This is a genomic window from Marmoricola sp. URHB0036 (genome assembly GCF_000426045.1).
In the GTDB taxonomy this organism is placed as follows: domain Bacteria; phylum Actinomycetota; class Actinomycetes; order Propionibacteriales; family Nocardioidaceae; genus Marmoricola.
Window position 1 is genome coordinate 221,984 of sequence record NZ_AUEP01000003.1, and the last position, 13,113, is coordinate 235,096.

The following is a 13,113-nucleotide window of genomic DNA, read 5'->3' on the forward strand; positions in this document are numbered from 1 at the left end:
GTGAGCACCACGAGCATCACCGTGATCGTCCTCGCCGCCGGCGGGGGCACCCGGATGAAGTCCAAGACCATGAAGGTGCTGCACCCGATCGCGGGGCGCAGCATGATCGGCCACGTCCTCGAGGCCGTCTCCGTCCTCGAGCCGCGCCGGGTGGTCGCCGTGGTCGGCCACCAACGTGAGCAGGTCGGTCCGCACATCCAGGAGCTGGTGCCCGACGCCGTGCTCGCGGTCCAGGAGACCCAGGACGGCACCGGCCACGCCGTACGCATCGCGTGGGACTCGCTCGAGGAGAGCGACCGCACCGGCACCGTCCTCGTGGCGTACGGCGACACGCCGCTCCTCGAGGGAGAGAGCCTGCGTGCCTTCGCCGAGGACCATGTCTCCGCCGGTCGGGCGGTCAGCATCCTGTCCGGGATCGTGACCGACCCGTTCGGCTACGGCCGGGTGCTGCGCGACGAGTCCGGCGAGGTCACCGGGATCGTCGAGGAGAAGGACGCCACCGATGAGCAGGCTGCCGTCTGCGAGATCAACAGCGGCATCCTCGCCTTCGACGCCGGGTTCCTCGACGCAGCGCTGCCGAGGCTGAGCAACGACAACGTCAAGGGCGAGTACTACCTGACCGACACGGTCGCGCTCGCCCGCCAGGACGGCCTCGACGTCGGGGCGTTCGCGCTCGACGACGTGCTCCAGACCGAGGGCGCCAACGACCGCGCCCAGCTGGCCTCCCTGGCCAAGGAGAAGAACCGCCGCATCCTGACCCGCTGGATGCAGGACGGCGTCACGATCATCGACCCCGACACCACCTGGATCGACGTCGACGTGAGGCTCGAGGCCGACGTGACGATCCTGCCCGGCGTACAGCTGCTCGGCGCCACGGTGGTGGCCGAGGACGCGGTCATCGGTCCGGACAGCACGCTCAAGGACGTCGAGGTGGGCGCCGGTGCTCGCGTCGTACGCACGCACGGCGAGCTCGCCGTGATCGGCGCCGGTGCCAACGTCGGCCCGTTCAGCTACCTCCGCCCCGGCACCGAGCTCGGGGTCGAGGGCAAGATCGGCGGCTTCGTGGAGACCAAGAACGCCAAGATCGGTGACCGCGCCAAGGTCCCGCACCTGTCCTACGTCGGCGACGCCGAGATCGGTGAGGGCACCAACGTCGGCGCCGGCACCATCTTCGCCAACTACGACGGCCAGCAGAAGCACCGCACCGTCATCGGCCGGCACGCCCGCACGGCCAGCAACAACACCTTCGTCGCGCCGGTGCACGTCGGTGACGGTGCCGGCACCGGCGCCGGTAGCGTGATCCGCGAGGACGTGCCTCCGGGCGCCCTCGCCGTCAGCGCCGGCCCGCAGCGCAACATCGAGGGCTGGGCCCAGCGCAAGCGCCCCGGCACCGACCAGGCACAGGCAGCCGACCAGGCGCGGGCAGCCGACGAGGCGCACGAGTCCTGATTCGCGACACGACGTCACGAGCCCGACCCGCTGTTCCGTCCGGGACGGACCGTGGGTGACAATCAACACGTGACCGTGCCACCAGCATCACTGGGGAGCCAGACAGCGTGACTGGATACAAGAAGACCACCGAGAAGAACCTGATGCTCTTCAGTGGGCGGGCCCACCCCGAGCTGGCCGAGGAGGTGGCCGAGGACCTCGGCTCCGGACTGGTCCCGACCTCGGCCTACGAGTTCGCCAACTCCGAGATCTACATCCGCTACGAGGAGTCGGTCCGCGGGTGCGACGCCTTCGTCATCCAGAGCCACACCGCTCCGGTCAACGAGTGGATCATGGAGCACCTGATCATGGTCGACGCGCTCAAGCGCGCCTCCGCCAAGCGGATCACCGTGGTGCTGCCGTTCTACGGCTACGCCCGTCAGGACAAGAAGCACCGCGGTCGTGAACCCATCTCGGCGCGGCTGATGGCCGACCTGTTCAAGACCGCCGGCGCCGACCGCCTGATCACCGTCGACCTGCACGCCGACCAGATCCAGGGCTTCTTCGACGGCCCGGTCGACCACCTGATGGCGCTGCCGATCCTCGCCGACCACGTCAAGGACAAGTACGGCGACCAGCGGCTCGCCGTGGTCTCCCCGGACGCCGGCCGGATCAAGGTCGCCGAGCGCTGGTCGGCCCGCCTCGGCGGCGTACCCCTGGCCTTCATCCACAAGACCCGTCGGGAGGACCGGCCCAACGAGACCGTCGCCAACCGCGTCGTCGGCCAGGTCGACGGCCGGATGTGCGTGCTGGTCGACGACATGATCGACACCGGCGGCACCATCGTGAAGGCGGCCGAGGCACTGATGGCCGACGGCGCGGCCGGCGTGATCATCGCCGCCACCCACGCCATCCTCTCCGACCCCGCGGTCGACCGCCTGAAGAACTCCCCGGCCACCGAGATCATCGTCACCAACACCCTCCCGCTGGCCCCCGAGCGCGAGTTCGACAAGCTCACCTGCCTCTCCATCGCCCCGCTCATCTCGCGCGCGATCAAGGAAGTCTTCGAGGACGGCAGTGTCACGAGCATGTTCGATGGGCATGCCTAGCCTGCAGGGCTAGCACAGCCGACCGGGTGGAATGCACCGGAGGAGCGCAGCGGGAGGGCGGCTCCGCCCTGTCGGCGTCCACGGCGAGCCGGCAAGTCGACAGACACGGGCGACGCTCCACTACAGGTGACCGCGAGCCGCACGGCCTCCCCACATCCTGATTCGCTTTACCCAGTACGCGTTCGTTAGGATCGGCAAGTTGCCTCGGCGAGGGACTCACCTCCGTGATCGACGTGGCCGGATGCAGGTACTTCATGCACCGCGCCCGTCTGGAGTGCGGTGCATGTGTCGTCTCCGGCCCCGGGACAACCACCGACACGCACATGAAGCATCACGAGGAGCACACACAGCATGGCTGAAGACCTGAAGATCACCGCCGAGACCCGCACCGAGTTCGGCAAGGGTGCGGCCCGCCGGATCCGTCGCGCCGACAAGGTGCCCGCGGTCATCTACGGCCACGGCAACGACCCGCAGCACATCACCCTGCCGGGCCACGACACGATGATGGCGCTCAAGCACGGCGGCACCAACGCCCTGCTCTACATCACCATCGAGGGCAAGACCGTGATCGCGCTGACCAAGCAGGTCCAGGCCGACCCGATCAAGGGCTTCCTCGAGCACATCGACTTCGTCGAGGTGAAGAAGGGCGAGAAGGTCACCGTCGAGGTCCGCATCTACGTCGTGGGCGAGTCCAAGCCGGACGCCATGACCGTGACCGAGCTGAACACGGTCTCCGTCGAGGCCGAGGCGACCAACATCCCCGAGTACATCGAGGTCTCCGTCGAGGACGCCGAGGCCGGCTTCCACGTGCTCGCCAAGGACCTGCAGCTGCCCGCGGGCTCGCTGCTGCTCACCGACGACGAGGCCCTCGTGGTCAACGTGGTCCACGCGCCGACCGCCGAGGAGATCGAGGCCGAGCTCGAGGAGGCCGAGGCCGAGGCCGGCATCGAGCACGACCTCTCCGACGAGGAGGAGGCAGCCGAGGCTGCGGCCGCCGAGGGTGACGAGAGCGCCGAGGGCGAGGGCGGCGAGTCCTCCGAGTCCTCCGACGACGAGAGCTGAGCCCGGGTCAGTTGACCTCGGCCGACGACGTCTGGCTGGTCGTCGGGCTGGGCAACCCCGGCCCGACGTACGCCGGCACCCGCCACAACGTGGGTTACCTGGTCGTCGAGGAGCTGGCCCGTCGGATCGGGGGCAGCTGGCGCTCCCACAAGACCGGCCGGGCCGACGTGGTCGAGGGGCGTCTCGGTGCTCCCGGATCACCGGGGCCGCGCGTCGTGCTGGCGCGCGCCCGGTGCTACATGAACGAGTCCGGGGGCCCGGTGAAGGCGCTGGCGACCTTCTACAAGGTGCCGCCCGACCACATCATCGCGATCCACGACGAGCTCGACATCGACTTCGGCACCCTGCGCAGCAAGCTGGGTGGTGGCGACAACGGCCACAACGGGCTGAAGTCGATGCGTTCGTCGCTCGGCACCGGTGACTTCTACCGGGTCCGCGCCGGCATCGGCCGGCCTCCGGGACGTCAGGCGCCGGCCGACTTCGTGCTCTCGGGGTACTCCTCGACCGAGCGCAAGGAGCTGCCCTTCCAGGTCGACACCGCGGCCGACGCCGTCGAATCGCTGATCACGGTCGGCCTCGAGGCCACCCAGCAGCGCTACAACAGCTGAGGGTCCACCTCAGAGCGTGGGCGTGGTCCGGAGCTGGGCCGCGAAGTGCTGCTCCTTGCCGCCGAGCAACCGCCAGGGTGCGGTGCTGTTCAGCGTCGAGTTGAAATAGGTGACCGCGATGCCACCATGCTTGCGCACGCCGTTGTAGAGGTGCTGCACGAACCTCGGCTCCACGCCGGCGGAGACATCGGTGTTGCCCGTCTCCGCCAGGCCCCACGCCAGCTGGTGCTCCTGGGCGAACTTCTCGAACTTCGCGAGGTAGCGGCTCTTGAAGCGGGTGCGTTCGGTGACGGTCCGGCCGTCGGCCACGGCGCCGTACTTGTTGTAGACGTCGAACCCGACCAGGTCGATCTTGGTGCCGCGTGGCCACAACGACGTCAGGGAGTAGTCGCGAGGACCGTAGAACTGGTTCCAGCCGGTCAGGATGATCGTGTAGGCGACGTTGTGCGCGGTCGAGCGCACGATCGGCGCGAGCCGTTCCTGCATCGCGGTCCACTGGGTGATGTCCTGGGCGTCGCCCTCGGGCTCGTGGTGGAAGGCCACCCACACAGGCCCGTCGACGGTGGCCAGCCGGCTGGCGAGGTCACGGGCCCAGGTGTCGCCCTGCCCGGCGGCCATCTCGGCCCAGCTGTAGGGCAGCTTGAAGCTGATCCAGGGCACCCGCTGGTGGGCCACGTCCTGGCGCGCGGTGAGCACGGCCTCGGACACCTCGTCGGCCGCCCAGTAGGTGCGGTGCACGCCGAGCCGGTGACCCATCGAGCGTTCCCAGGACGTCGGGTCGGTGTTCGAGCCGTACGCCGCCCCCAGCAGCACGCCGCACTTCGGGATGCCACGCCGGCTGTAGGGGCAACCGTTGTCGAGCACCCGGAGCGCGAGCCGCTTCCGGGGTGACTGCGGCACCTGGTTCATCCGCGCCACGCGACTCGGGTCGGTGTTCGCCGGCGTCTTCGCCGGCGCGGCCGTGATCACCGTCTCGACGGCGGTCGGCCCCTCGCGCGGAGCGGTGGCGCCGCCCACGACCAGCAGTCCGGAGAGCAGCACGACCGCAGCGACACGCGTCGCGGGAGAGGTCAGTGCCGTGATCGACATGTGAGCGCCAGTCCGGTTCGAGGAGTGAGACAAAACCTGTCACCGGCCCGTCAGAAAGCGGACGCGAGCGCGTTGACGTTGCGGGAGATTCTAGGTCGAACGGGGTGCTTTCCCCGCGTGGGCGGACCTGGTGGGTGGCTTCTGGACTGGACCAGCTCCCCGTAGAGGAGCTGGACCGGTCAGGACCGTGAGCGGCGCCGGAGCGTGCTCATCGCCAGGACGGCCGTGGCCCCGGCGCCCTTGGCGTAGCGGGGACCCAGTCGCTGCGGTGCCTGGGCGACGCGCGCGATCCACTCCAGGCCCGAGCGGCGCAGCAGGACGGGTGCCCGCTTCTCGTCGCCGACGAGGTGGCCGAACCAGCCGCCGCAGGTCAGCACCAGGCTGGGCGGAAGGTCGTCGCGGTGCTGCTGGCTCCAGACCATCTCGCGGGGTGCGCCGAGGCCGATGACACTGATGTCGGGCGCGACCTCGCGCAGCCGCGCGAGCGGCCCGCTCCAGTCGTCGTGGAAACCGTGGTCGGTGTGCACGATCTCGGCCACCCCGGCCGCCTGGAGCACGGCACCGGCCCGCTCGGCGAGTCCATCGGGTCCACCGACCAGTGCGACGCGAGGAGCGCGGCCGGTCCGGGCCGCGAAGCCACGCAGGAGCTCCCAGCCGATGTCAGTCGTGGGTGCACGCTCGATCCGGTCGGCGCCGGCGAGCCGGGCCAGCCAGACCACGGAACCGCCGTCGGCGTACACCACGTCGCCCTGGCGCATGGCCACCACGAAGTCACGCTCGCGGCGGGCGTTGAGCCCGCCGACGTGGAGGGCGTAGGCGAACGCGGGCTTCGCCGTCGCCGTGAGGGTCAGGTCGACGAGATGGTCCACCAGCTCCCCGCAGGGCGAGTCGCTGACCCAGAACGGCCCGACCTCGACCTCAGGCACCCGTGCCTGTGCGGACATTGGCATCCCCCCGGAGGGAAGTATCGCATCGGCGCGCGGCTCGGCCTGCACCGATGTCGACCGGCGCCGCTGCTGCGGGATGTTCCTCTTCTGCACGTTCATCAGTCGAACCCTTCGCCTTCCGCGTCAGCCTACTGAGCGACCAGGACCACGGAGAACATGGCTGCCCTCGAGGTGGAGGTGCCGGCGTCCGCGGTGATACCTCCGCGGGTGCCGACCGCCACCGGCTGACCGGAGTCGGTGAGCTCGCCGCTGATCGAGCCCGAGCCGGTGCCGACCGAGCCGGAGCGTGCCTGCTGGCCGTTCGGGGTGGTGAACGCCACCGTGCCCGAGGACTTGGCACCCCAGTAGCTGACCAGCCACGACGAGGGGTCGGTCACGTTGACCTGCGGAGTGGTCAGCTGGTTGGCCGCCACCGCACTGGTCGTCTGCGCGCTGCTCGCGATCGACAGCGTGCTCCCGGCCGTGGGACGGTACGCCGCCACCGTGATGTCGGACTTCACCATCGTCGAGCTGGGCACCGTCACGGTCGAACCGGCGTCACCGGCAGTGGCAGTGCGCGACCAGACCGTGCCGAGCACGCCGTCGGCCGTGGCCGTCTGGACCTGGGTCCAGCCCGCCGGGGCGGTGACGGTCGCCGTCGAGGAGTTCGTGGTCAGGAACAGCAGCAGGGTGTCGCCGGCCTGGACCCCGGCCGGGACCTGCACCGAGTGGACCGAACGGTTGCCGGCCGAGCTCGTGGCCGCGACGAAGCCGGCGCCGGCCTGGGTGGCCTTGACGCTCTTGGTCACCGTCGCGGTGCCGCCCTCGTTGTCGGTGACGGTGAGGGTGACGTCGCGGGTGCCGGCCGTCGTGTACGGGTGGTCGACCGGGCTGCCGGTGCCGGTGATGCCGTCACCGAAGGCCCATTGGTAGCTCGCCACGGTGCCGTCGGCGTCCTTGGAGCCGGCCGCGTCGAAGGTGCAGGTGAGCTGGTTGCACGCGACGGTGAAGTCGGCGGTCGGGTCCTGGTTGACCCGGGTGACCTGGACCGGCTTGGTGACCGTGTTGCTCAGGCCCTTGCTCGTGGTGACGGTGAGTGCCACCTGGTAGGTGCCGGTGGCCGAGAACGCGTGCGCCGGGTTGGCGTCCGTGCTCGTCGTACCGTCCCCGAAGTTCCACGACCGGCCGGTGATGGTGCCCGTGCCGGCGGTCGAGGTGCTCGAGTCGAAGGTGCAGCTCAGGCTGGTGCACGACTGGGTGTACGCCGCGGTCGGTGCCGTCGAGGGACCGTCGCCGTCCTTGTCCTGGAACAGGAACAGCGCCCGCGGGGAACCCCAGTTGTAGGCGTCGACGGTCGGGCTCGACACCACGGTGGCGACGCCGGCGACCGGGCGGCCGGACTGCGCGCCCTGCGCCCAGCCGAGCTTGCGCAGGTCGTTGGACGGCGTCGACCAGTAGAGGTTGTCCCCGGCCACGAACATGCCGCGCACCTGGCTGAAGTCGATGCCGGTCACGTTGGCGCTGGCGGTCAGGCGCTGGGCACCGACGACCTTGCTCTCCGGCGTGAAGTAGCGGTAGTAGAGCGTCGAGGAACCGCTCTTGGTGAAGTAGAGGCGACCGGAGTCGTAGAACAGGCCCGTCATCGACTGGATGTCGGAGACCCAGTCGGTCATGGTGGTCAGCTGGCTGCCGGTGTTGACCGCCTCGGGGGTGCCGTAGGTCGCGCCGTCGAAGGTACGACGGTCGAAGGTGCCGTCCGACCAGACGATGTAGAGGTAGCCGTTGAGCATGAAGGCACCGCGGACGTTGTTGGTCGTCAGGCCGGTGCTCGACACCGGCTGGGCGGCCGTCAAGGCGCTGCCGCTGTAGGAGCGCTTGACGATGCCGGCCGTGCCGGTCTTGACCTGGTAGACGTCGTTGGGCAGCGAGGGCGTCTTCACGCCCGGGAAGGTGGTGCCGCCGACGGGCAGCAGCGCGATCCGCGAGCGGAGGTAGTCGGCGCCGATGCGCGTGGTGTCGGAGCCGACCCACAGGCCCTGCTGGTTCATCAGGAAGTCGAACACGCCGACGCCACGGTCACGCGTGGGGTTCCAGGACAGCGGCAGGCCGTTGATCGGGTCGAGGGCCGCGATGCCGGGGCGGGGGACCGCACCCTGGCCGGGGCTGTCGGCCGCGAACGGGTTGTTCTGCCAGCGGGCGTGGCCGCCGGTGTAGACGACGTTGTTGGTGATCAGCACCGAGTACGTCGTGTCACCGCCGGTGTTGTCGACCCACGAGGGCTTGACCCCGGCGCCGACGGCACCGGTCTCGAAGCGGGCGGTGCTGTCGCAGCCGATCCCGGCCCCGCCGTACGCACCCGTCGTGGCGACCACGAAGAAGGTCCCGTCCGGGGAGAAGGCGAGGTCGCGCATGTAGGTGTTGAACGACTTCGAGCACGCCGTCTCGTAAAAGGCGGTCTGCCAGTTGGCGGTCGCCGAGGTGGTCGCGCCGCTCAGGTCGAGCATCAGCAGCTGGTGGTGCTTGGAGCCGTCGATCATGTCGAAGTTGCCCAGGCCGATCAGGCGCGTGCCCTGCGCGTTGATGTCGATCTTCATGACGGTGGTGGTGCCGCCGTTGTGCACGCCGGAGATGACCTGCTTGAAGTAGCCGTCCCACTTGCCGCTGGTCGGGTTGACCGTGGCCAGCGCCTTCTGCGCGTGCCCGGCGACGTGGGTGAACGCGCCGGCGATCCAGAGCCGGTTGTTGGACAGGCGCAGGTCCAGGACGCGGCCGTCGACCGTGGCCGGGTTGAACGTCGTGACGAGCGAGCCGTCGGCGACGTTGACCTGGGCGAGGTTCTTCACCGCGGCACCCGCGATGGAGGAGTAGGAACCGCCGACGTAGACGGACTTGCCGTCGGGGGCGGGCAGCACGACCTCGACGTCACCGTTGGGGTTCGGCGTGAAGGTGGTGCTGATCTGCTTGGTGGTGATGTCGAAGGCGACGAGGCGGGACCGCGCGATGACGGTCGTCGAGTCGTTGTTGCGCACCTGGGTGAAGGTGCCGCCGAGGATCATGGTGTTGCCGACCTGGGCGACCGAGCTGACCCGGCCGTCCAGCACGTGCGGCGTACCCGCGACGGGGACGTCCTTGACCAGGCTGCCTGGTCCGTAGCTGTCCGCACTGGCCGACAGCGGCGCCAGGGCGAGGCCGCCGATCGCCGTCAGGCAGGTGAGCAGAACGACGCAGAGTCGTCGCATGATGTGGCTCCTTGGGTTGCCGAACCTGTGTCTCTGCCACCCCCCGTGGACGGCGATTCGAAGTGTAGGCAGCAAGTCCGTTCAGAGGCTTGTGCGGCATTTGCACGGTCTAGCCCACTGGCGACGCATTGGTGGTGAATGCGCCGGAGATGGCCTGACTCGTGCCTCCGGTGGGTATAGATGGGCTTTTCCACCGGCGGCCCGGCGAACCTCGTAGGCTGACCCGGTCGTGCTGCTACGCGAGAAGGCGAAATCGTGACGGGGATGTTGGTCGCACCTGACCCGGTGGTCGATGCGCCGACTCCGCGACGGCCCGTCCGCCGGCGCCGGACGCTCCCGGCGCACTGGCCGCTGAGCCTGACCATCCTCGGTTTCCCGCTGTGGTGGGCCATGGGGCTGAGCGCGATCGTCCCGATGGCGATGGCCGTGGTGATGGCCGACCAGCTGCTGCGCAAGCGTCGACTGGTGCTGCCCGTCGGCTTCACCCTGTGGGTGCTGTTCATGGCGTGGCTGGCGCTCGGCGTCTTCGTGCTGTTCGCCGACGCCCCCGGTGCCGAGCCCGGAGGTGGGCCGTCCCGTCTGCTCGTCTTCGGCTACCGCCTGGCGTGGTACCTCGTCGCCACCGTCGCGCTGGTCTGGATCTCCAACCTCAAGGAGTCCGAGCTCCCGTCGCGCTGGCTCTACCAGCTGCTGGGCTTCATGTTCGTGGTCACCACCTTCGGTGGCCTGCTCGGCGTACTCGCTCCGAATCTGCAGTTCACCTCGCCGATGGAGATGGTGTTGCCGCACGGCCTGCGCAGCAACAACCTCGTGCAGTCGATCGTCCATCCGGCCGTGGCGGACATCCAGAACGTCCTCGGCTATCCCGAGGCGCGGCCCAAGGCGCCGTTCCCGTTCGCCAACACGTGGGGGAGCAACCTCTCGCTCTCGCTGCCGTTCTTCATCGTGGCCTGGTTCTTCCAGGGCCGGCGCTGGCAGCGGTACGTCGCCCCCCTGATCCTGGTGACCGCCACGGTCCCGATCATCTTCTCCCTCAACCGTGGGCTCTGGGCCTCGCTCGCCCTCGGTGTCGTCGGCGTGGTGCTGCTGCAGCTGCGCAAGGCCCGCCCGGGCCCGATCATCGTCACGGCCCTGGTCCTCGTCGCCCTCACCGTGGCGTTCTTCCTGAGCCCGCTGGCCACCGTGCTCCAGGAGCGCCTGGCCCACCCGCACAGCAACGATCGCCGCAGCGAGCTGATCTCGCGGACGGTCGGCAGCACCGTCGAGGGCTCACCGGTCGTCGGCTTCGGCAGCACCCGCGACGTCCAGGGCAGCTTCGCCTCGATCGCGGGAGCGGCCACGCCCGATTGCAGTGCGTGCGGCGTACCCCCGCTCGGCACGCAGGGGCACATCTGGGGCGTCATCTTCAGCCAGGGCCTCGTCGGTGCAGCCTTGTTCCTGTCCTTCTTCGTCGTGGCCGCAGCTCGCTGCTGGCGATGTCGTACGACGACCGAGACGCTCTGTGCGTTCGTGCTCGCCTTCTACGGACTCCAGCTGCTGGTCTACGACACCCTCGGCATGCCCCTGCTGACGGTCATGCTCGCCATCGGTGCGGTCACGAGGGAGCAGGTCGCCACCGCCAGGCGCCGCTCACCACAGCTGATGGTGCCCGCGCTCGCACGACTGCGTGCGTGGTGGCCGGTGCTGCTGGCACTGATGCTGGTGGGTGCCGTGGCCGGTGCCGCGGTCGCCGCGCAGGCGCCGGTGTACAAGTCCACCAAGGTCTCGATCATCCTCGCCCAGCCGCCGGTCTACCTCGCGCCCGACTCGGGGTCGGACGCCTCGTCGCCCGGTGACGTCACCATCGACACCGAGGCCGCGCTGGCCATCTCGCGCCAGTCGCTGAGCCGCGTCGTCGGCAGCCGCGACACTGCCGCGCTCGACGAGCTCCGCAAGCGCGTGCGGGTCACGGCTGCGCCCAACACGACCGTGCTCAGCATCGAGGTCAAGAACAAGGACGGCCAGGCGTCCCAGGCCGAGGCCGAGGCGCTGGCTCGCTCCTACCTCGTCACGCGTCGCGACTACCTGCTCAAGCGTCGTGACCAGGCGCTCGAGCTGCTCCGCGAGCAGCTGGCCGAGCTCCGCCCGGGAACCAGCCGTGCGGCGGCGGCACAGGCGGCGGCCAGCCGGGACCGACTGGAGCAGGGGGTCACCACGATCCTGCTCACTCCTGTCACGGCCGGCAGGGTGATCCGCGTGCGTGAGCCCGCCGTCGTACGCCGCCAGCCGGAGGTCCCGGTGACGACGGGCGCCGCGATCGGCCTGGCCGTCGGGGCCGTCCTGATGGCAGCGTTGCCCGGGTGGCGACCCGGTCGGCCACGCCTGCGGCGGCGGCGGCAACGATGAGCCACGCTGTTCACCGCCAGATGACCAATGACAACCGAGACGATGTGGGGCTGGCATGACCGAGCAGACCGAGACCGCGACGAGCGAGACGAGCGTCGAGGACCCGTTGCCGCGGGTGGATGTCGTCGTGGCGACCCGCAACCGGCCCGAGCTGCTCCGGGTCGCGCTCGACGCGATCTGGAACCAGACCTACGCCGGCGAGATCGTCTGCCACGTCGTCTTCGACCAGTGCGACCCCGACGAGTCGGTGGCCCGCACCAGCCCCACGCGCACCGTGCAGGTGACGACGAACGCGCGCACACCCGGCCTCGCGGGCGGTCGCAACACCGGCATCCTCGCGGGGTCGGCACCGCTGGTGGCGTTCTGTGACGACGACGACGAGTGGCTGCCGACCAAGGTCGAGAAGCAGGTCGATGCGCTCCTGGCCGACCCCGCGGCCCTCACCGCGGTCACCGGGATCATCGTGCTGTACGCCGACAGCGCGGTGCCGCGGGTCCCGCGACCCGAGGACATGACGCTCGCCCAGCTGGTCCGTGACCGGGTGATGGAGGCCCACCCCTCGACTGTGATGGTGCGTCGGGACGCACTCCTCGGGCCCATCGGTCTGGTCGACGAGGAGCTGCCAGGCAGCTATGCCGAGGACTTCGACTGGATCCTCAGCGCGGCCCAGGCCGGCCCGTTCGCGGTCGTGGGGGAGCCCCTGGTCAAGGTGCTGTGGGGGCAGTCGATGTTCTCCCAGAGGTGGCAGACGATCAGCGATGCCGTCGACCACCTCGTGGCCAAGCACCCCGCATTCCAGGAGGACCCTCGGGCGCTCGGTCGGCTCTACGGCCGGCAGGCCTTCGCCCTGGCGGCGCTCGGCCAGACCCGGCCCGCGTTGCGCCAGGCTTGGCGCACCGTGCGCCTCAACCCGCGTGAGCGCCGCGCCTACATCGCCGGGGCCGTCGCGCTCCACCTGGTCTCGGCCGAGCGGCTGATGAAGATCGCGCACTCGCGCGGCCACGGGATCTGATCCACCGGCCACCCGGCCGACCGACAGCCGCGATCCGGCTCTCGGACCTCACTCGGTGACCCCACCCCGCTGACGCCTGCTCTCGTGTCGCCCCGGGGTCCCTGCTGCCTGCCCGCGGGCCTGTCGACGGTGCGGCGACTTGACATGAGATGTCCAGAGATTCGCCGGAAACTCACAAATGTCCGATTTAGTCCCTTATAGTCATGTTCAGGCCATTTTCCGCGGCGCTCGGGCTCGGCGGCAGGGCCCGTTCCG

9 protein-coding genes are annotated in these 13,113 nt (G+C 69.8%); 6 read left to right on the forward strand and 3 right to left on the reverse strand.

Annotation, left to right across the window (positions count from 1 at the left end):
* The 4 genes from glmU to pth all read left to right on the forward strand — a co-directional run bounded on the left by glmU (position 1) and on the right by pth (position 4,207).
* Positions 1-1,449, forward strand: a complete 1,449-nt coding sequence (gene glmU / locus H976_RS0101095; RefSeq protein WP_027860020.1) for a bifunctional UDP-N-acetylglucosamine diphosphorylase/glucosamine-1-phosphate N-acetyltransferase GlmU — start codon at positions 1-3, stop codon at positions 1,447-1,449.
* A 107-nt stretch (positions 1,450-1,556) separates the two neighbouring features.
* Positions 1,557-2,537: a ribose-phosphate diphosphokinase gene (locus H976_RS0101100; RefSeq protein ID WP_027860021.1), complete on the forward strand. Its 981-nt coding sequence runs from the start codon at positions 1,557-1,559 to the stop codon at positions 2,535-2,537.
* Between the two features lie 351 nt (positions 2,538-2,888).
* Positions 2,889-3,599 (forward strand): 50S ribosomal protein L25/general stress protein Ctc, encoded by a 711-nt coding sequence (locus tag H976_RS0101105; RefSeq protein WP_027860022.1) that lies wholly within the window; start codon positions 2,889-2,891, stop codon positions 3,597-3,599.
* Positions 3,600-3,610: 11 nt separating this feature from the next.
* A complete protein-coding gene (gene pth / locus H976_RS0101110) occupies positions 3,611-4,207 on the forward strand; it encodes an aminoacyl-tRNA hydrolase (protein WP_027860023.1) in 597 nt (198 codons plus the stop codon).
* A gap of 9 nt (positions 4,208-4,216) precedes the next feature.
* On the opposite strand, the gene H976_RS0101115 is transcribed toward pth, so the two are convergent.
* The 3 genes from H976_RS0101115 to H976_RS23890 form a co-directional block, all read right to left on the reverse strand.
* On the reverse strand, positions 4,217-5,296 hold the full coding sequence (locus tag H976_RS0101115; protein ID WP_027860024.1) for a hypothetical protein: 1,080 nt from the start codon (positions 5,294-5,296) through the stop codon (positions 4,217-4,219).
* Positions 5,297-5,475: 179 nt separating this feature from the next.
* Entirely contained in the window at positions 5,476-6,342 is an 867-nt protein-coding gene (locus tag H976_RS23885; protein WP_081682569.1) for a WecB/TagA/CpsF family glycosyltransferase, read from the reverse strand.
* A 29-nt stretch (positions 6,343-6,371) separates the two neighbouring features.
* Complete coding sequence (locus tag H976_RS23890) at positions 6,372-9,461, reverse strand: PKD domain-containing protein (RefSeq protein ID WP_036223893.1); 3,090 nt, start codon at positions 9,459-9,461, stop codon at positions 6,372-6,374.
* A gap of 264 nt (positions 9,462-9,725) precedes the next feature.
* On the opposite strand from H976_RS23890, the gene H976_RS28375 reads away from it, so the two are divergent.
* A complete protein-coding gene (locus H976_RS28375; protein WP_051275908.1) occupies positions 9,726-11,846 on the forward strand; it encodes a hypothetical protein in 2,121 nt (706 codons plus the stop codon).
* 55 nt (positions 11,847-11,901) lie between these two features.
* On the forward strand, positions 11,902-12,858 hold the full coding sequence (locus H976_RS0101135; RefSeq protein WP_051275911.1) for a glycosyltransferase family A protein: 957 nt from the start codon (positions 11,902-11,904) through the stop codon (positions 12,856-12,858).
* Positions 12,859-13,113: the final 255 nt, after the last annotated feature.

Coding starts and splice junctions, on each gene's coding strand:
- H976_RS0101105 (WP_027860022.1), top strand. CDS start 2,889: ATGGCTGAAGACCTGAAGATCACCGCCGAGACCCGCACCGAGTTCGGC.
- H976_RS0101115 (WP_027860024.1), bottom strand. CDS start 5,296: ATGTCGATCACGGCACTGACCTCTCCCGCGACGCGTGTCGCTGCGGTC.
- H976_RS23885 (WP_081682569.1), bottom strand. CDS start 6,342: ATGAACGTGCAGAAGAGGAACATCCCGCAGCAGCGGCGCCGGTCGACA.
- H976_RS23890 (WP_036223893.1), bottom strand. CDS start 9,461: ATGCGACGACTCTGCGTCGTTCTGCTCACCTGCCTGACGGCGATCGGC.
- H976_RS28375 (WP_051275908.1), top strand. CDS start 9,726: ATGTTGGTCGCACCTGACCCGGTGGTCGATGCGCCGACTCCGCGACGG.
- H976_RS0101135 (WP_051275911.1), top strand. CDS start 11,902: ATGACCGAGCAGACCGAGACCGCGACGAGCGAGACGAGCGTCGAGGAC.